Annotated in this window: 22 protein-coding genes; 21 read left to right on the top strand and 1 reads right to left on the bottom strand. The window is 65.7% G+C overall.

Going from position 1 to position 18,536, the window contains the following annotated elements:
* Positions 1–28 precede the first annotated feature (28 nt).
* From ACSFA8_RS18460 to ACSFA8_RS18365, 20 genes are all read left to right on the top strand, one after another.
* Entirely contained in the window at positions 29–685 is a 657-nt protein-coding gene (locus ACSFA8_RS18460) for an amino acid ABC transporter permease (RefSeq protein ID WP_435480937.1), read from the top strand.
* A 133-nt stretch (positions 686–818) separates the two neighbouring features.
* Positions 819–1,472: an amino acid ABC transporter permease gene (locus ACSFA8_RS18455; RefSeq protein WP_435480936.1), complete on the top strand. Its 654-nt coding sequence runs from the start codon at positions 819–821 to the stop codon at positions 1,470–1,472.
* Entirely contained in the window at positions 1,456–2,253 is a 798-nt protein-coding gene (locus ACSFA8_RS18450) for an amino acid ABC transporter ATP-binding protein (protein ID WP_435480935.1), read from the top strand. The genes ACSFA8_RS18455 and ACSFA8_RS18450 overlap by 17 nt, the downstream gene beginning before the upstream one ends.
* Positions 2,254–2,365: 112 nt before the next feature.
* Complete coding sequence (locus tag ACSFA8_RS18445; RefSeq protein WP_435480934.1) at positions 2,366–3,094, top strand: hypothetical protein; 729 nt, start codon at positions 2,366–2,368, stop codon at positions 3,092–3,094.
* Between the two features lie 46 nt (positions 3,095–3,140).
* Entirely contained in the window at positions 3,141–4,004 is an 864-nt protein-coding gene (locus ACSFA8_RS18440) for an isocitrate lyase/PEP mutase family protein (protein ID WP_435480933.1), read from the top strand.
* Positions 4,001–4,570, top strand: coding sequence for a DUF1439 domain-containing protein (locus ACSFA8_RS18435; RefSeq protein WP_435480932.1), 570 nt, complete (start codon positions 4,001–4,003; stop codon positions 4,568–4,570). The genes ACSFA8_RS18440 and ACSFA8_RS18435 overlap by 4 nt, the downstream gene beginning before the upstream one ends.
* Before the next feature lie 21 nt (positions 4,571–4,591).
* Positions 4,592–5,614: a glycerophosphodiester phosphodiesterase gene (locus ACSFA8_RS18430; RefSeq protein WP_435480931.1), complete on the top strand. Its 1,023-nt coding sequence runs from the start codon at positions 4,592–4,594 to the stop codon at positions 5,612–5,614.
* A gap of 9 nt (positions 5,615–5,623) precedes the next feature.
* The gene (locus tag ACSFA8_RS18425) at positions 5,624–6,016 is read left to right on the top strand and encodes a hypothetical protein (protein WP_435480930.1); all 393 of its coding nucleotides are present in this window, start codon (positions 5,624–5,626) and stop codon (positions 6,014–6,016) included.
* 75 nt (positions 6,017–6,091) lie between these two features.
* A complete protein-coding gene (locus tag ACSFA8_RS18420) occupies positions 6,092–7,468 on the top strand; it encodes a TolC family protein (RefSeq protein ID WP_435480929.1) in 1,377 nt (458 codons plus the stop codon).
* Positions 7,465–8,853 carry a multicopper oxidase family protein gene (locus ACSFA8_RS18415; protein ID WP_435480928.1) on the top strand — a complete coding sequence of 463 codons (1,389 nt, stop codon included), beginning with the start codon at positions 7,465–7,467 and terminating at the stop codon, positions 8,851–8,853. Before ACSFA8_RS18420 ends, ACSFA8_RS18415 begins: the two co-directional genes overlap by 4 nt.
* 18 nt (positions 8,854–8,871) lie before the next feature.
* Positions 8,872–9,375, top strand: a complete 504-nt coding sequence (locus ACSFA8_RS18410) for a cupredoxin domain-containing protein (RefSeq protein ID WP_435480927.1) — start codon at positions 8,872–8,874, stop codon at positions 9,373–9,375.
* A gap of 24 nt (positions 9,376–9,399) precedes the next feature.
* Positions 9,400–9,867, top strand: coding sequence for a DUF411 domain-containing protein (locus ACSFA8_RS18405; RefSeq protein ID WP_435480926.1), 468 nt, complete (start codon positions 9,400–9,402; stop codon positions 9,865–9,867).
* 19 nt (positions 9,868–9,886) lie between these two features.
* Complete coding sequence (locus tag ACSFA8_RS18400) at positions 9,887–10,180, top strand: copper-binding protein (protein ID WP_435480925.1); 294 nt, start codon at positions 9,887–9,889, stop codon at positions 10,178–10,180.
* A gap of 154 nt (positions 10,181–10,334) precedes the next feature.
* Positions 10,335–10,832 carry a VOC family protein gene (locus ACSFA8_RS18395; RefSeq protein WP_435480924.1) on the top strand — a complete coding sequence of 166 codons (498 nt, stop codon included), beginning with the start codon at positions 10,335–10,337 and terminating at the stop codon, positions 10,830–10,832.
* Between the two features lie 264 nt (positions 10,833–11,096).
* A complete protein-coding gene (gene phaP / locus ACSFA8_RS18390) occupies positions 11,097–11,633 on the top strand; it encodes a TIGR01841 family phasin (protein WP_435480923.1) in 537 nt (178 codons plus the stop codon).
* 66 nt (positions 11,634–11,699) lie between these two features.
* On the top strand, positions 11,700–13,382 hold the full coding sequence (locus tag ACSFA8_RS18385; RefSeq protein ID WP_435480922.1) for an acetolactate synthase large subunit: 1,683 nt from the start codon (positions 11,700–11,702) through the stop codon (positions 13,380–13,382).
* Positions 13,382–14,509 carry a zinc-dependent alcohol dehydrogenase family protein gene (locus tag ACSFA8_RS18380; protein ID WP_435480921.1) on the top strand — a complete coding sequence of 376 codons (1,128 nt, stop codon included), beginning with the start codon at positions 13,382–13,384 and terminating at the stop codon, positions 14,507–14,509. Before ACSFA8_RS18385 ends, ACSFA8_RS18380 begins: the two co-directional genes overlap by 1 nt.
* Positions 14,510–14,517: 8 nt before the next feature.
* The gene (locus ACSFA8_RS18375; RefSeq protein ID WP_435480920.1) at positions 14,518–16,458 is read left to right on the top strand and encodes an acyl CoA:acetate/3-ketoacid CoA transferase; all 1,941 of its coding nucleotides are present in this window, start codon (positions 14,518–14,520) and stop codon (positions 16,456–16,458) included.
* Positions 16,442–16,690, top strand: a complete 249-nt coding sequence (locus tag ACSFA8_RS18370; protein ID WP_435480919.1) for a hypothetical protein — start codon at positions 16,442–16,444, stop codon at positions 16,688–16,690. The genes ACSFA8_RS18375 and ACSFA8_RS18370 overlap by 17 nt, the downstream gene beginning before the upstream one ends.
* Complete coding sequence (locus ACSFA8_RS18365; protein WP_435480918.1) at positions 16,691–18,088, top strand: glycosyltransferase family 87 protein; 1,398 nt, start codon at positions 16,691–16,693, stop codon at positions 18,086–18,088.
* Between the two features lie 27 nt (positions 18,089–18,115).
* On the opposite strand, the gene ACSFA8_RS18360 is transcribed toward ACSFA8_RS18365, so the two are convergent.
* Positions 18,116–18,238: a hypothetical protein gene (locus ACSFA8_RS18360; RefSeq protein WP_435480917.1), complete on the bottom strand. Its 123-nt coding sequence runs from the start codon at positions 18,236–18,238 to the stop codon at positions 18,116–18,118.
* A 47-nt stretch (positions 18,239–18,285) separates the two neighbouring features.
* Between ACSFA8_RS18360 and ACSFA8_RS18355 the strand changes: the two genes are divergently transcribed.
* Positions 18,286–18,536: hypothetical protein (locus ACSFA8_RS18355; protein ID WP_435480916.1), on the top strand; the 251-nt coding region annotated here is incomplete at its 3' end.

The following is an 18,536-nucleotide window of genomic DNA, read 5'->3' as shown; positions in this document are numbered from 1 at the left end:
TGGCGCGCGGCGCCAAGGAGTCTTTGATATGGAGTTCGACTTTTGGGCTGTGCTGGTCGACTGGCGGCTGCTTGCCAAGGGCATCGCATGGACGATCGGGCTGACGGCCATTGCCACCGTCATCGGTATGGCGGTGGGCGTGGCCTGTGCCTGGGCGCGGGCGAGCGGGCCGCTGTGGCTGCGCTGGGTGGTCGGCAGCTATGTGGAGCTGATCCGCAACACGCCGTTCATCGTCCAGTTGTTCTTCATCTTCTTCGGCTTGCCAGCGGCGGGCGTCAAGCTCACGCCGGAGACGGCGTCGATCATCGCGATGGTGGCCAACCTCGGCGCCTACGCCACCGAGATCATCCGCGCCGGGATCGACGCCACGCCCAAGGGCCAGATCGAAGCCGCGGTGAGCCTGGCGCTCAACAGGATGCAGGTGTTCATGCGCGTGGTGCTGCCGCCGGCGCTCAAGAAGGTGTGGCCCGCCATGGTGAGCCAGATCATCATCGTGATGCTGGGCTCGGCGGTGTGCGGGCAGATCTCGGTTGAAGAACTGAGCTACGCCGCCAACCTGATCCAGAGCCGCAACTTCCGCGCGTTCGAAGCTTTCATCATCGCGACGCTGATCTACCTGGCGCTGTCGGTCGGCCTGCGCCGCCTGCTCAACTGGGCCGGCCCCCGCTGGTTCTTCGGGCGCTAGTCATGGCACACCCCCAGTCTTCGCGCACTTCGTGTCGCTACGCCAACCCCCTTGCAGAGGGCGGCGCCAGCGGCCCGGCAAAGCCGGCGCCGCGGCACCTCCCGAAAAAACCGCTATCCAGCAAGGTCTGCCAATGAATGAGTTCACCCTCTGGGACATCCTGCGCAACCTGCTGATGGCGTTGCGCTGGACGGTGGTGCTCTCGCTGATTGCCTTCATCGGTGGCGGCGTGGTCGGCGGCTTGCTGCTGTTCGCGCGCCTGCGTGCGGGCAAGTGGCTGGACCGCGCGATCAGCGTGTATGTGCAGCTGTTCCAGGGCACGCCGCTGCTGATGCAGTTGTTCCTCGCCTACTTCGGCATTGCGCTGCTGGGCGTCGAGGTGTCGGCCTGGACCGCGGCCACCGTCGCGCTCACGCTCTACACCAGCGCCTACCTCACGGAGATCTGGCGCGGCTGCGTGGCCTCCATCCCCAAGGGCCAGTGGGAAGCGTCGGGCAGCCTGGCGCTGAGCTTCGGCGAGCAGATGCGCCATGTGATCCTGCCGCAGGCCGTGAAGATCGCGACCGCTCCGACGGTCGGCTTTCTGGTGCAGGTGGTCAAGGGCACGGCACTGGCATCGGTGATCGGCTTCGTCGAACTCACCAAGGCCGGCAGCATGATTTCGAACGCCACCTTCAAGCCCTTCGTGGTGTTCAGCTGCGTTGCGCTGCTGTACTTCGCGCTGTGCTTCCCGATCAGCTTGTATGCCAAGCACCTCGAAAGGAAAATCAATGTCAACCGTCGCTGAAGCCACGTCTGCTACATCTGCCGCACCGTCGACCGCGGCGCCTTCCGGCCCGATCGTGCAGATCACGGCGCTGCGCAAGTCCTACGGCAGCAACGAGGTGCTCAAGGGCATCGATCTGCAGGTCAAGCGCGGCGAGGTCATTGCCATCATCGGCAAGAGCGGCTCCGGCAAGAGCACGCTGCTGCGCTGCATCAACGGGCTCGAGGTGTTCCAGGAAGGCGCCCTCACGGTCGACGGCAAGCCGCTGCTGCACGAGAGCGCGATGGCCATGCGCGAGCTGCGCCAGCGCGTGGGCATGATCTTCCAGGGCTTCAACCTGTTTCCGCACCTCAGCGTCGGCAAGAACGTGATGCTGGCGCCCACGCTGGTCAAGAGACGCTCGAGCGCCGAAGCCACCGCACAGGCCAAGAAGCTGCTGGCACGCGTCGGCCTCGCGGAAAAGTTCGACGCCATGCCCGACCAGCTGTCGGGCGGCCAGCAGCAACGCGTGGCGATCGCCCGCGCACTGGCCATGGAGCCGGCCGTGCTGTTGTGCGACGAGATCACCTCGGCGCTCGACCCCGAACTGGTGGGCGAAGTGCTGCGTGTGGTCGAGTCGCTGGCCGACGAAGGCATGACGCTGCTGATGGTCACGCACGAGATGAGTTTTGCCCGCAAGGTCAGCGACCGCCTGATCTTCATGCACCAGGGCCGCGTGCACGAGATGGGCCCGCCGGCCGAGGTGTTCAACAATCCGCAGACGCCGGAGCTGAAACAGTTTCTTTCGTCGCTTCACGACTGAGGGGCAGGCGCCACATCGGCGTTACCAATTCGTCACCAAGGGTAGGCGCTGTCCGACAGCGGAACCGGGGGTAGTGCCAAACACTACGGCATCTTCTGAAAATGCCGAGCAAATGGACGCCTCTTCCCCAGATTCCCAAAGAGCGGGCGCGCATGCCATGGAGGGGTTCGCGACGCAATTGCGGGAGTCTGCGCACACGGCGATCGTCCAGTCGTTCAGGGCCGCGCTGGAGGGCAACGGAGCGGGCCCGACCGATGCGGATCTGAAGGTGTTTGCGCGGCTCGCGGTCTACGAGATGAAGGTCAAGCAACGTGCCGGCTTGCCCGTCACGCAGGCGCCGCCCGAAACACCAAAGCCTCCTGCCCCCCGTTCGCGCGCGCCGAGCGCGGTGCTGGTGTCCGCCTGCTTGTTGCTGGTTTGCGTCGCACTGGCACCCTGGCCGGGCACCCACCCGTCCGCCACGCAATCCGCTTCGGTCTCGCTTGGTCCGGCACCCGTGGTGGCTGCGGCCTTGACCCCGATCGAGAGCGCGGCCGCGGCCATCGAGCCCACGCCTTCCGCGGTCGCGTCCAGCGCGCGCGCGCGCGTCCGATCCGCGTCGGTCGCCACTCTGCCGCGCACGCCTGCGGCGGAAACGGGTGTTGCCGTCGCGGCGCGAGGGCGCGACCGCAGCACCTGGGGGCAGCTCGCAAGTTGCGGCAGCCTGAACTTCATTTCGCGCGCCGTTTGCATGAACAACGCGTGCGCGCAGCCTGTGCTGGGGCGCAGCCGTTCGTGCGCAGATGCGGTGCGCCAGCGGCGCATCGACGAGGCCCGCCGCAATCCGATGTTGGTGGGCTGAGCGGCGCAGCGCGGGCACGCTGCCACGCTTCTGGCACCATATTCCCATGCCCACGTCCGCCCACCCGACCATCGCCGACAAGCGTCGCCTGTTCCGCCAGCTGCATGAAGAACCCGGCTGCTTCGTCATCCCCAACCCCTGGGACGTCGGCAGCACGCGCTTTCTGCAAGGCCTCGGCTTCAAGGCGCTGGCCACCACTAGCTCCGGCTTCGGCTGGTCGCAGGGCCAACCCGACGGCGCCGCGTCGCGCGACGAGGTGCTCGCGCATTTGCACGAGATCGTTGCAGCGACCGACTTGCCGGTGAACGCCGACTTCGAGAGCGGCTTCGGACGCGAGCCGGCCGATGTGGCCGAGAGCGTGCGGCTGGCCATCGAAACCGGCATTGCGGGCGTGTCGATCGAGGACTCCACCGGCAACGCAACGCAGCCGCTGTTCGAGCTCGACACCGCCGTGGCACGCATGGCTGCCGCGCGCCGCGCCATCGACGCCGCCGGGGGCGACACGCTGCTGGTCGGCCGCGCCGAATGCTTTCTGGTGGGCGTGCCCGATCTGGCCGAAACCATCCGCCGGCTGCAGGCCTACTCGCAGGCCGGAGCCGACTGCCTCTACGCGCCGGGCATCCGCACCCGCGAGCAGATTGCGGCCGTGGTGGCCGCGGTAGCGCCCAAGCCGGTCAACCTGTTGATCGGGTCGGCCGGCACCGGGCTGACGCTGGCGGATGCTGCCGCGCTCGGCGTGCGGCGTATCAGCGTCGGCGGGGCGCTCGCGCGCACGGCATGGGGCGCGTTCAACCAGGCTGCGCGCCTGATGGCGGAGCAAGGCAGCTTCGACGGTTTCGCCCAGGCTGCTTCGGGCGACGAACTCAACACCTTCTTTCGCAACGACCTGACCGATCGCGCCCGCCCATGACCTTGTCGCCGCTGCCCCGCCGCCTCTTTCTTCACGGCGCCCTGCTGGCCGCCACACTGCCCGCCACCAGCGCCTTCGCCGGCTTCAACTTTTTCACCAGCGAGTACACCGCCAGCCGCGACGAACTGCAGGCGCAGATCGCGCGCCGCTTTCCGGTGCAGCAGCGCTATGCCGAGATCTTTACGGTCAGCCTGCGCGATCCGCAGCTCGCGTTCGATGCACGCGGCAACCGTGCAGCCATCACGGCGTTGCTCACGATCTCGAGCCCGCTGCTGCAGCCTTCGACGGTCGGCGGCATCGTGTCGGTCAGCAGCGCGCTGAAGTACGACCCCGCGGCGCTCGCACTGCGGCTCGACCAGCCCCGGGCCGAGCGCATCGAGTTGCAGGGCGTGGGCGGGCGCGATGCGGAGCGCCTGCAGCAGATCGGTTCCGTGGTCACGCAGGAGTTGCTGCGCGACTACCCGCTGCACACCTTCAGGCGCGAAGAGCTGACCGTCGGCCGCAAGACCTACGAGATCGGTGCGATCACGGTTCAGGACAACGGCATCACGGTGCAACTCAAGTAGCCAAGGATGGAGATGGTCACCATGGTTCGCTCGCTTCTTGACGGCGCCTTGCGTCCGCTGGCCGCTCGCTGCGGGCCTTTTCTGCTCGCGACCGCACTGGTGGCGGGTTGCGCGGCGCCGGGGGGCGATCCGGTGCGCGGCTTTGACCTGCAGGCGCACCGCGGCGGCCGCGGCCTGGCGCCCGAGAACACGCTCGCCGCGTTCGCCAACGCGATCGAGCTCGGCGTGACCACGCTCGAGCTCGACGTCGGCCTCACCGCCGACAACGTGGTCGTGATCTCGCACGACACGGCGCTCAACCCCGACCACACGCGCGACGCCGGCGGCGCATGGCTGCAAGCCACCGGCCCGACGATCCGTTCGATGACGCTGGCGCAGGTTCAAGGCTACGACGTGGGCCGCCTCAACCCGGCCAGCAACTATGGCAAGCCCTTCGCCGGCCAGCAGCCGCGCGACGGCGAGCGCATTCCGACGCTGGCTGCGCTGTTCGCCATGGTCAAGGCGCGCGGCAACGAGCAGGTTCGCTTCAACATCGAGACCAAGCTCGACCCCGGCAAGCCCGACGAAACCGCGGCGCCCGAGCCGATGCTGCGCGCGCTGCTCGCCGAAATCGACAAGGCCGGCATGGCCCGGCGCGTCACGCTCCAGAGCTTCGACTGGCGAACGCTTGCGCTGGCTGGCGAGCTGGCGCCGCAACTGCCGCGCGCCTACCTCACAACCGCACGAACCCTGCGCGACAGTCGCTGGACGCAAGGCCTGAACGCCGGCGATTTCGCGTCGACGCCGCTGCTGGTCAAAGCCGCTGCGGGCAACGCCGGCAAGGCGCCCGTGATCTGGTCGCCCGCGTTCGCCGACCTCACGCCGGCCCAGGTGCGGCAGGCGCAGGCGCTCGGCATGACGGTGCTGCCATGGACGGTGAACCAGCGTGCCGACATGCTGCGGCTGCTCGACATGGGCGTGGATGGCGTCATCACCGATTTCCCCGATGTGCTGCGCGACGCGATGCGCGAACGCGGACGCCCATTGCCCCGGGGCGGCGCCTAAAATCACGGCATGCGCGTTCTCGTCCTCGCCCTTACGATCTTGCTGCTGCCGATGCGCGGCTGGCTGGGCGACGCGATGGCACTGCAGAACGTGCAGCCGCAGCCAACGATGTCGGCTGAGGCTGGCAGCGCCGCGATGCATGCGATGCATGCGATGCACGACATGGCCGACATGACTGACATCGCGCACGACGATGTATCGCACCCCCCAGCCGCACACGCGCCCGCCAACCCCGACTGCAAGACCACCTGCACCGATTGCCAGCTCTGCCACTCGGTCGCCATGACGGTGCAGCCCCAGCTTGCGCTGCTCGGCGTCGCGCCGCGCGAGTCCCCGTCGTTCCGGCCGGTCGTTTTTGCGAGCGCCGAGCCGGGGCGCGGCTTCAAGCCGCCCATTTTCTGATCTCCCTGCCCGTAGTCCGTCCGCCGTTGGCCTGCTGGCTTGCGGCGGCCGCTTTCTCGCTTGCGGAGATCAATCGTGAAATTTCTTGTTCCCATAAAAAAAGCCGCTGTGGCGTTGAGCGGTGCGCTGGTGCTCGCCGGCTGCGCCAGCCTGTCCCCTGACGGCGGCGGAGCCGACGTGCAGGCGCTGGTGGCCGGCAACCCGCTGACAGGTGGCGCCAGGGCGCAGCGCGCGCCCGACGCGCGCTCGGCCGATGCGGTCGACGCGCTGCTCGCCCGGCCGCTCGATGCCGAGGCCGCCGTGCGCATTGCACTCGTCAACGGCCCGCGCATGCAGGACGCGTTTGCCACGCTCCAACTGAGCGACGCCGAGCGCGTGCAGGCCGCGAGCCTGCCGAATCCGGTGTTCGCCTTCAGTCGCCTGCGGGAAGGCAGCGCACTCGAAATCGACCGGGCCCTGCGCTTCAACGTGCTGAACCTGATCGCGCTGCCGTGGCAGGCGCGCTGGGCCGGCGAGCGCCACGAGGTCGCCAAGCTGCAGGCCGCGCAAAGCGTGCTGACGCTGGCCGCCGACACGCGCCGCGCCTGGGTGCGCGCGGTGGCCGCGCGGCAAGGCGTGAACTACCTGCGCGACGCAAAGGATGCGGCCGAAGCCGGCGCCGAGCTCGCGCACCGCATGGCGCAGGTGGGCAACTGGAGCGCGCTGCAACGCACGCGCGAGCAGTTGCTGCTGGCCGACGCGGCGGCCCAGCTCGCCCGCGCAGAACAAACCGCCGTGGCAAGCCGCGAGCAGCTCACGCGCCTGATGGGGCTGAGCGGCGCCCGGTCCGCGTCGTACACGCTGCCCGATCGACTGCCTGCGCTGCCCGCGTCCGCACCCGATGCCGGCGACGTGCAGGCGCTGGCATTGCGCGACCGGCTCGATGTGCGTTCTGCGCAGATGCAGAACACCGCCACGGCCAATTCGCTCGGCCTCACGCGCGCCACCGGCCTCGTGAACGCGATGGAACTCGGCGCCGTCCGCAACACCGTGTTCGGCAACGGCCCGGATCGCGCCCGCACAACGGAGCGTGGCTTCGAGCTGGAACTGCCGATCCCGCTGTTCGACTGGGGCCAGGCCCGCAACGCACGGGCCGAGGCGCTCTACCTGCAGTCCGCAGCGCGCGTGCGCGAGACCGGCGTGCGCGCCGCGAGCGAGGCGCGCGAATCGCTCGCACACTGGAACACCGCTTACGCCATCGCACGCCGCTACCAGGACGAGGTGCTGCCGCTGCGGCGCCAGGTCAACGATGAGATGGTGCTGCGCTACAACGGCATGCTGTCGAGCGTGTGGGAGCTGCTCGGTGAAACGCGGGCCTCGATGCTGGCCGTCAACGCCGCGATCGAGGCCCAGCGCGACTTCTGGCTGGCTGACACCGACCTGCAGCTGGCGTTGACCGGGAGCGCAACATGAACCGCCGCAACTTTTTCGCGGGCGCCGCCACGGCTGTCGCCGCCACCTCGGTCAGCCGCGTTGCGATGGCCGCCCTGCCCGAACCGGTGACGCAGGGCTCCACCGCCACCGCGCCGCCGCTGGTGCCACCGACCGGCCGCGCCTACAACCCGGTCGTCACCCTCAACGGCTGGACGGCGCCGTGGCGCATGAATGCGGGCGTCAAGGAATTCCATCTGGTCGCCGAACCCGTGGTGCGCGAGATGGCGCCGGGCTTCAAGGTCAACATGTGGGGCTACAACGGCCAGTCGCCGGGGCCGACCATCGAGGTTGTCGAGGGCGACCGGCTGCGCATCTTCGTCACCAACAAGCTGCCGGAGCACACCACGGTGCACTGGCACGGCCAGCGACTGCCGAACGGCATGGATGGCGTGGGCGGCATCACCCAGCCGCACATCCCGCCGGGCAAGACCTTCGTGTACGAGTTCACCGCGCGCCGGCCCGGCACCTTCATGTACCACCCGCATGCCGACGAGATGACGCAGATGGCGATGGGCATGATGGGCTTCTGGGTCACCCACCCGAGAGAGAAGCATCCGCAGATCAGCGAAGTTCAGCGCGACTTCTGCTTTCTGCTCGGCAGCTTCGACGTAGAGCCCGGCAGCAAGACGCCGAAGGTCAACACCATGACCGACTTCAACACCTGGGCCTTCAACAGCCGCGTGTTCCCCGGCATCGACACGCTCAATGTGCGCAGGAACGACCGCGTGCGCATCCGCGTCGGCAACCTGACGATGACCAACCACCCGATCCACGTCCACGGCCACGAGTTCGAGGTCACCGGCACCGATGGCGGCCCGGTGCCGCGCAGCGCGCGCTGGCCCGAAGTGTCGGTCGACGTCGCGGTCGGCCAGATGCGGCAGATGGAGTTCATCGCGGACGAGGAAGGCGACTGGTCGCTGCATTGCCACAAGGCGCACCACACCATGGGCCCGATGGGCCACGAGGTGCCGACCATGATCGGCGTCGACCACAAGGACGTGGCCGACAGGATCAGGAAGCTCGTGCCCGACTACATGGTGATGGGCGACAAGGGCATGGCCGACATGGGCGCGATGGAAATGCTGCTGCCCGACAACACGCTGCCGATGATGGCCGGCCAGGGCCCCTTCGGCCCGGCCGAGATGGGCGGCATGTTCACGCTGCTGAAGGTGCGGCGCGACCAGAAGGCGGGCGACTACCGCGACCCCGGCTGGTTCAAACACCCGGCCGGAACGGTGGCACGCGAAGTTCCCGGCAGCGCCGTGCCGCCCACCGCGCGCGCTGCGCCCGCCGCACCCGGTGGAGCCGGCAGCGGCGACGGCACCGTGCGCAAACCCTCGGGCCACGGCGCCCACAACCATTGAACGGAGATATTTCTTCTCATGAACACTTTCAAATTCATCGCCGCATGCGCCGCACTGACGGGCGCCGCATCCGCTTTTTCCCATGAAGCGCAGCACCCGCCGCGCAAGGCGACGTCTTCCGCGATGCCGGCCGAGCAGAAGGCCTGGGGCATTGCCGGCCAGCCGCGTGCCGTGCGCCGCACCATCGAGATCGCTGCCGCCGACGACATGAGCTTCACGCCGTCGGTCATCGAGGTGCGCGAGGGCGACACGGTGCGCCTGCGGTTGAAGAACCGTGGCAAGGATCTGCATGAACTGGTGCTGGGCACACTCGCCGAAATCGAGACCCATGCGGCCCTGATGAAGAAGCACCCCACCATGGAACACGACGAACCCTGGATGACGCATGTGCAGCCCGGCAAGACCGGCGAGGTCATATGGCACTTCAACCGCGCGGGCGACTTCGACTTCGCCTGCCTGGTGAAGGATCACTACGAACTGGGCATGGCCGGCCGCATCCGCGTGCTGGCGGCCCGCAACTGACAAAGAACCTGGAGAACCACCACCATGCAAAGACGAACACTCCTGCGCGCAGCCCCGCTGCTCGCCTTCACCACCACCACCCCGCTCGCGGCCCTTGCCGCCGCGCCTCAGGTCGAGATCTGGAAAGACCCGAACTGCGGCTGCTGCCAGGACTGGGTGAAGCACCTGAACAAGAACGGCATTGCCACGCGCATCAATGACGACGGCAACAACGCGGCCGCGCGTACCCGCCTGCGCATACCGGCCGCGCTCGGCTCCTGCCACACCGGTCTGGTGGCCGGCTACGCGCTCGAAGGCCACGTGCCGGCGCGCGAGATCCAGCGCCTGCTGAAAGAAAAACCGCAGGCGATCGGCCTCGCCGTTCCCGGCATGCCGGTCGGCTCGCCTGGCATGGATGGCCCGGCCTATGGTGGGCAGCGCGATGCCTATGACGTGCTGCTGGTGCTGGCCGATGGCAGCACGCGCGTGTACCAGCGCTATGCGCGCGGCTGATCCTGGAAAGGACATCGACATGAAGAATCTGCTGACCACCCTCGCCGCCGCCACACTGGCCATCGCCGCCTTTGCCCAAGCCACGCTCCCCACGGTGGAGGCCGAAGTGCGCAAGGTCGACCCCGACAGGAGCAACATCACGCTGAAGCACGGCGACATTCCCAACATCGACATGCCCGCCATGACCATGGTGTTCCGCGTCAAGGATCCGGCCCTGCTTCTGAAGGTGAAGGCCGGGGACAAGGTGAAGTTCACGGCAGACAAAGTGGACGGTACGTTGACGGTGACGTCGATCGAGGTGGAGAAGCCCTGAGGCGTCTGGGCGGTACCGCCGCGGGACTGTGCGGCATCTGCGGATTCGTACAACGGTATCAGCCTCATCTGACAGACCGGGATGCCGTGATGAGGACTATCGGAGTTTTTCTGCACATGGCGGATGCCATGATCTCAACGCTTCAGGACACGCGATGGCCAGCAAGAACACGATCTGCCTGTGGTACGAGAGCGCCGCCGTTGACGCCGCAAACTTCTACGCCGAAACATTCCCGGACAGCGCTGTTGGCGCCGTCCTCCGCGCACCGGGCGACTATCCGGATGGTAAGCAGGGCGATGTTCTGACGGTCGAGTTCACCGTCACCGGCATCCCCTGCATCGGGCTGAACGGCGGCCCGCATTTCAAGCACAGCGAGGCCTTCTCTTTTCAGATCGCGACAGACGACCAGGCCGAAACCGACCGCCTGTGGAACGCGGTCGTCGGCAATGGCGGCCAGGAGAGCGAGTGCGGCTGGTGCAAGGATCGGTGGGGAGTGTCATGGCAGATCACCCCGCGCGCCCTCCTCGCGGGCATCGCCGACACCGATCCCGCAACAGCCAAGCGCGTGTTCGACGCGATGATGACCATGAGAAAGATCGACATCGCTGCGATAGAGGCGGCACGGGTGGGCCGAAACCTGTCCTCCACGTAGCTCTTTGGTAACGCTGGTAACGCGCGATCGCTATGTTCGATATCGCACAGACGGAGACTTTAGGCTTCGGTACGCAAACCAGGTCCGCAGCAGGTTTCTCCGAAGAATTTGCTCGTCCGGAGACCTGCTCTTTAAGTGCGCTCCTCTAATGCCCTTTCGGCACAACACATTTTGCTTGTGTCTCCAACCCACCCTACCTCACACTTCATCATGCTGCAGTGCAACAAGTATTGCGGCGGGATTCCAACTTCACAGAAAGCCATCATGACCGCACTCGCCACCAGCACCCACACTTCCGTCAACACGATGTTCGGCCTAGCCAGCAAGGCTTTCGAAGGGGCGGAAACACTTGTCGCACTGAACCTGCAGACGCTCAAGACCTTGATGGCCGAAAGCCACGAGAACAGCCGGATCGCCAGTTCCACACGAAGCCCGGCGCAGTTGATCCAACTCCAGGCAGAGACGTTGCAAGCCGTGCCCCTGAAGGCGTTGGCGTATGGCCGCCAGGTGCAGGAGGTCTTCGCCACATTCGACGCCGCGCGGCGTGCCGCCTACGAAGATGGCGTTGCCGATGCGCAAGCCAAGCTCCTCGAGGCCGTGAACAGCTTCTTCAAGAACGCCCCCGGCTCCGAGAAGATCATGGCACTGGTGCAATCCGCCGTGGATGCTTCGAACAACGCCTACAAAGGCTTGGACACGACGTCAAAGCAGCTGTCCGATACCTTGACCGCCAACGCCACGAAAGTCGGCGAGACAGTCGCGCAAAGCTCGTCCAATGCACTTGCAAAGATTGAAGCTTGATCTTGCGAACCCGTCGTTGCCGATGACTTGCGCTCCGAAGATCTGCCGCCGCATTCGGAGGTTGCCATGAAAGCATCCGACCTCTTCGTCAAGGCGCTGGAGAACGAGGGCGTCACGCGCATCTTCGCTGTACCCGGCGAAGAAAATCTCGATCTCGTCGAATCGTTGCGACGATCCAGCATCGAACTTGTGCTTACACGGCATGAGCAATCTGCCGCCTTCATGGCTGCGACCCATGGACGCCTGACCGGACAGCCCGGCGTGTGCATGGCCACACTCGGGCCGGGTGCGCTCAACCTGGTTACGGGCGCAGCCTATGCGCATCTCGGCGCCATGCCGATGGTGTTGATCACGGGTCAGAAGGCCATCATGACAGCGCGGCAGGCGCGATTCCAGATCGTCGACATCGTCGCCACGATGAAGCCGCTGACGAAGGCATCGCGGCAGATCGTCAGTGCCTCAAGCATCCCCACCGTAGTGCGCGACGCGTTCAGAGTCGCCGCCGAAGAGCGGCCCGGCCCGGTGCATCTCGAATTGCCGGAAGACGTTGCCGCCGAAGAGGTGGGCAACGACGTGGACGTCATTCCCGTGCACCCGATCGATCTGCCGGTGGCCCATGAAGCCGCTATCGCACGCGCCGCCGCAATGCTGTTGCGGGCGGAGCGACCGCTCGTCATGTTTGGCGCTGCGAGCAATCGCCCCCGGCTGAACGGCCAGTTGGCCGATTTCATCCGCCGCGTCGGTATTCCTTTCTTCAACACTCAGATGGGCAAGGGAACGGTCGCCGGCGGCGGCATCGCCGAAGGCAGGACCGGGTTCTGGATGGGTACCGCCGCACTCACGGAGCGCGACTACGTACACGAAGCGATCGACAGGGCCGACGTGATTCTCGCCATCGGCCACGACACCATCGAAAAGCCGCCGTTCATCATGGGTCCCAACGGCCCGCTGGTGATCCACGTCGGCTACATGCCGGCTGCAGTCGAGCAGGTGTACTTCCCGCATGCGGAGGTGGTGGGCGACGTCGGCCCGAGCCTGACGCTGTTGGCCGATCGCGTCGAAGGCCGCCTTCCAAACGCCGGAGCCTTGCTGCCGCAGCGAGAGGGAATCCTGGCGCGCACCATGAGCCGCTCCACCGAGTCGCGTTTTCCGTTGACGCCGCAACGCATCGTCTTCGACGTGCGCCAGGTTATGCCCGATGACGGCATCGTCGCGCTCGACAACGGCATGTACAAGATCTGGTTCGCTCGCTGCTATCCCACGCGGACAGCCAATGCACTGCTGCTCGACAATGCGCTGGCGACGATGGGCGCCGGTCTGCCGTCGGCCATGATGGCCGCGCTGCTGTATCCGGGGCGCCGGGTATTGGCGGTGTGCGGCGACGGCGGCTTCATGATGAATTCGCAGGAGCTCGAAACTGCCATTCGGCTCAATCTCGATCTCGTGGTGTTGATCATCGTGGACAACGCCTACGGGATGATTCGCTGGAAGCAGTCGGTTGACCAGTTTCCCGACTGGGGCATGACTTTCGGGAATCCCGATTTCGTGAAGTATGCGGACGCGTACGGCGCGAAGGGGCGCCGCGTAGAGACCGCCGAAGGACTGGCACCCGCACTCGAAACAGCATTCTCCGAAGGGGGCGTGCAGATCATCGCCGTGCCGATCGACTACTCCGAGAACACCCGGGTATTGGTCGACGAACTGCGCAATCGCGTTGCGGCAACTGCCGCCCAACCAGGAGCATTCTGATGAAGATCAAGGCCGCCGTTCTTCGGCAGATGGGCACCGCGCCGCCGTACGCATTGTCCAGGCCGCTCTCGATCGAGACGGTCGATCTGGCGCCACCGGGGCCGGGGGAGGTTTTGATCAAGATAGGCGCCGCGGGCCTGTGTCATTCGGACCTCTCTGTCATCAATGGCGATCGTCCGCGGCCCATGCCGATGGCGCTGGGCCACGAAGCCGCCGGCGTCGTCGAAAGCCTGGGTGATGGTGTCACCGATTTGAAGGTTGGCGACCACGTGGTCGTGGTGTTCGTGCCCAGTTGCGGCCATTGCGCGCCATGCGCCGAAGGCCGGCCGGCCTTGTGCGAACCTGGTGCCGCCGCAAATGGTGCGGGTACGCTGCTTTCCGGCGCACGGCGCATCTCGCAGGTCGGGCAGACACTCCATCATCATCTCGGTTGCTCCGTGTTTGCCGAATACGCCACCGTCTCCCGTCATTCGCTCGTGAAGATCGACAGTTCGGTACCGCTGGACGAGGCAGCGCTGTTCGGCTGCGCCGTCTTGACGGGCGTCGGCGCGGTCGTCAACACGGCCAAGGTTCCGTTGGGCGCATCGGTTGCGGTGGTCGGCCTGGGCGGCGTCGGCCTGGCCGCGTTGATCGGCGCGCAGGCCGCCGGCGCTCGGCAGATCATCGCCATCGACCTGTCGGACGACAAGCTGGCGCAGGCACGCGCACTGGGCGCCACGCACACGGTGAATGCCGGGCAACCCGACGCGCTCGAGCAGGTTCGACAGTTCAGCGCGGGCGGCGTCGAGTACTCCTTCGAGTTCGCCGGTTCCATCCCGGCGCTTGATCTGGCTTACCGCATCACGCGTCGCGGCGGCACCACCGTGACCGCTGGCCTGCCTCCATCGAATGCGACTCTTCCGTTGGCTGCTGTCAATCTCGTTGCGGAAGAGCGCACGCTCAAGGGCAGCTATATCGGAACCTGCGTGCCTTCTCGTGACGTTCCTCGCTACATCAGCTTGTACCGACAGGGGCGCCTGCCGGTCGACAAGCTCCTCACCGGCCGCATCGCGCTCGAAGACATCAACACTGGCTTCGACCTTCTGCACGAAGGAAAAGCCATAAGGCAGGTCGTCGTTTTCGATTGAACAAGGCGATGAACCGGGACAAAGTGGTCACTGCCGATGAGGCCATCGCGCTCATCCGCGATGGGGATAGCGTGAGCTGCTCCGGCTTCGTCGGCATTGGAACGCCGGAGGAACTGATCGTCGCCTTGGAAAGGCGCTTCGTGACGACGCAGAGCCCGCGCGACCTGACGCTGGTCTTTGCGGCCGCACCGGGAGATGGCAAGGTGCGCGGCGTCAACCGCCTGGCCTACGAGGGCCTCATCAAGCGCGCGATCGGCGGCCACTGGGCGCTGGTGCCGCAACTCGCCAAGCTGGCCACCGACAACCTGATCGAGGCGTACAACCTGCCGCTGGGCACCATTTCACATCTCTACCGTGACGCCGCTGCGCACCGCGCCGGCACTCTGAGCAAGGTCGGTCTCGGCACCTTCGTTGATCCGCGGCAAAGCGGCGGGCGCATCAACCAGCGCACTCAGGAAGAGCTCGTGCGTGTCATGGAGATCGATGGCGAGGAATGGCTTTTCTACAAGGCCTTTCCGATCAATGTCGCGCTGATCCGCGGCACGACCGCAGACCCGGCCGGCAACATCACGATGGAGCACGAAGCACTGCTGCTCGACGCGCAGGCGGCAGCCATGGCGGCGCACAACGCCAACGGGCTGGTCATCGCCCAGGTCGAGCGCATCGCTGCCGCAGGAACGCTCGACCCGCGTAGCGTGGTAGTGCCGGGCGTCATGGTCGACTGCGTGGTAGTTGCGTCACCGGAGCTCCACCATCAGACCTACGGCACCGCCTACAACGCTGCCTTCTCTGGCGAGATGCGTGTCCCTGCCGACAGGATCGCTGTTGCGGCACTGGACGAACGCAAGCTCATCGCGCGCCGGTGTGCCTTCGAACTGCCGCTGGGAGGCGTCATCAACCTCGGCATCGGCGTGCCGGAGATTCTGGGCGCTGTGGCCGCCGAAGAGCGCGTGCTCGACCACTTGACGCTGACAGCGGAGCCCGGCGTGATCGGCGGAATGCCCAAAGGTGGCCTGGACTTCGGCGCCGCTGTCAACACACAGGCCTTGCTGCACCAGAACCAGCAGTTCGATTTTTACGACGGCGGTGGCCTCGACCTGGCCTGCCTTGGCATGGCACAGGTCGATTGCGCCGGTAATGTCAACGTCAGTCGGTTCGGCACGCGGCTGGCAGGTGCGGGCGGCTTCATCAATATCAGCCAGAACGCGCGCCGCGTGGTCTTTGCGGGGACCTTCACGGCGGGGGGCCTCGATGTTGTCATTGAAGGCGGAAAGCTGCGCATCGTGACCGAAGGCCAGGCTCCAAAGTTCGTCGCAGCGGTGGAGCAGATCACGTTCAGCGGGCCTCAGGCCGTGGGCAAGCGGCAGTCAGTGCACTATGTGACCGAACGCTGCGTCTTCACGCTGCAGCCGGGCGGACTTCAGTTGACCGAGGTGGCGCCAGGCATCGACATCGACCGCGACATCCTGGCGCACATGGATTTCCGGCCGTTGATCGCGCAAGTCAAATGCATGGATGCGCGGCTGTACCGCGCCGGCCCGATGGGCCTGTCGGCGGCGCTGCTCGACCTCCAGTTGACTGAGCGCCTCAGCTACGACGGCGAGCGAAACATTCTCTTCGTCAACTTTCAGGGTCACGTCATACGGGATCAGGACGGGGTCGACAGCGTGCGCCGGGTGCTTGCCGCGCTGTACCAGAAAGCGGGTTGCAAGATGGCACTCGTCGCCAACTACGACGGATTTCTGATCGACGAATCCCTGAGCGATTCGTACTTCGCGATGGTCGAAGAACTGCACGAGCAGTACTACAGCACCGCGACACGCTATACGACCAGTGCCTTCATGCGAATGAAGCTTGGCTCATCGTTGTCCGCTCGTCAGGGAGCCGCGCATCTGTTCGAGACCCAGTCCGAAGCAATCGAGTTTCTGCGCCATGTCGATGGCAGATGAGCGTTCTCTTCTCCAGTGGGGCTTGCGCTTCTTCGGCAGCGAGTGCGGGAACTTGCTCACCGCCGAGCTCACCTACAAAAAAAGGGTGGTGTGTCGGCTCTCGCATCAGGTCGGGAACATGACCCTGGAGCAGATCCGCGAGGTGCTGCTGACCAAGGCTCTGGCGTGGATTGCGGACTACCAAAGCCGCGATCATTCCAGCGATACCGTCTTCGGCGACATAGCGGTCTAGATGATGCCCTCCACCGAAATCGGGCAGCAGCTAAGCGACGGATTGCAGCGAAGAGTTCCCGGCTTCTTCAGGCATCTGGAGGTGCAGCATTGCTGGTTTCTCATGATGGGCGCCTGCGTCGTGGTCGACGCGGTGTTCGCGCTGGCAGCTGGCACGTTTTCCGAGAGCACGCTGGGGTACGCGGCGCACTTCTTTTCCATGACGGTTGGCATGGACTCTTGGGGGCCGATGCTGCGTGCGCTGGGGCATCTCCATGGACCGTCGGCTGCCAATGTCTACGGCGAGCTGTTCTTCAAGGAACAGGTCAAGTTTCAGTACCCCCTGACGTCGCTGCTGAGTCTCGACCTCTTGGTGAGGAATCCATGCAACTGCGTCAGTCCGGTTCGCGTGATGTGGTTTCTCTCAAAATTCTCGGTGATCGGGACCGGGGTAGTTGCTGTGCTTCTGCTGTACGGGGCACAACAAACCCGCACGACTGCCCAGGCCTGGCCGGCGCTGACGGCGCGTCCTCCCCGTAGCATTCTCCTGCTGGGTGGCATCGCTGCGCTGTTCTTCTATCCTCTAACCCGCGGGGATCACCTGGGGCAGATTCAAACGCTCCTGACCTTTGTCGCGGCATTGGCGTTGCTTGCGCAGCAGCGAGGGCGCCCCGTCGCCGCGGGGCTACTCATCGGGATTTGTTGCACCATCAAGCCCCAGTGGGCCTTCGCCATTTTTTGGGCTCTCATGACGCGCCAATGGCGTTTTGCGGGCGCAGCGGCCGCAGTGGTCGCCTGTTCCAGCGCGGTGGCGATGTTGCTCTACGGATTCCAGAACTTCTTCGACTACTTACCCGTGCTGAAGCACGTCGCACTGCACGGTGAGAGCTTCTATGCCAACCAATCCATCAACGGCCTGCTGAATCGGTTGCTGTCCAACGGGAACAACCTTGAGTGGCTCGGCAATGCCTTCGCGCCGTTCCACCCTGCCGTGTACCTTGCCACCACCCTGACTTCGGTCGCGCTGCTTGGGGCGGTTTTCTTTACCGCCCGCACAACAGTCGGGCGCGCAGAGCCACTCGCACTGGTCGTTGCGACGCTGACACTCGCTTCTCCAATCGTCTGGGACCATCACTATGCGGTGATGTTGCCGATCCTGGCGCTTGTTTTCCCGCGATGGTTGGCGTTCAGCGAGCGGCGTTGGGGGCAGGTCGCAGTGCTGATGCTTTCCTATCTGCTGATCGCGGTGAATCTATCGCCCGTCGTCAATGCCTCGGCTGCGAGCGCCATGAATTTCTTGCAGTCGTATCAACTGTTCGGTGGGGTGATGTTGCTGACGATGTTGCATCGCACGTGTTGGCTAGAGCAGGAAGCGGCCAGGACGCAGCTGGGTGCACTCCAACCTGCGGTGCGCAGCTGACCCCCGGCAAATGCTTTCTGTTGACCGTCAGGCGACGCGGCACGACTTGATGACATAGAGCGCCGGGTCGGTGCCGAAGAAGGCATTGGTGCAAGGCACCGTGCCGTTGACCGTCTTCTCCACCCAGCGCGTGTCCGCGCCGTACCTCACGACGGTGGGGGCCGAGACGGTGAAGCTTTGTCCCTCATTGGCCAGGAATGCGCCTGAAGGTGGCGGCGTTGGTGCGGGTGCGGGTGCCGGTGCCGGTGCCGGTGCCGGTGCCGGTGCCGGTGCCGGTGCCGGTGCTGGCGCTGGCGCTGGCGCTGGCGCTGGCGCTGGCGCTGGCGCTGGTGCTGGTGCTGGTGCTGGTGCTGGTGCTGGTGCTGGTGCTGGTGCTGGTGCTGGTGCTGGTGCTGGTGCTGGTGCTGGTGCTGGTGCTGGTGCTGGTGCTGGTGCTGGTGCTGGTGCT

Source organism: Variovorax nitratireducens (assembly GCF_051216545.1).
Lineage (GTDB): Bacteria > Pseudomonadota > Gammaproteobacteria > Burkholderiales > Burkholderiaceae_C > Variovorax.
The sequence above is the reverse complement of the archived record's forward strand: the minus strand, read 5'-3'. Positions and strand labels throughout refer to the sequence as shown.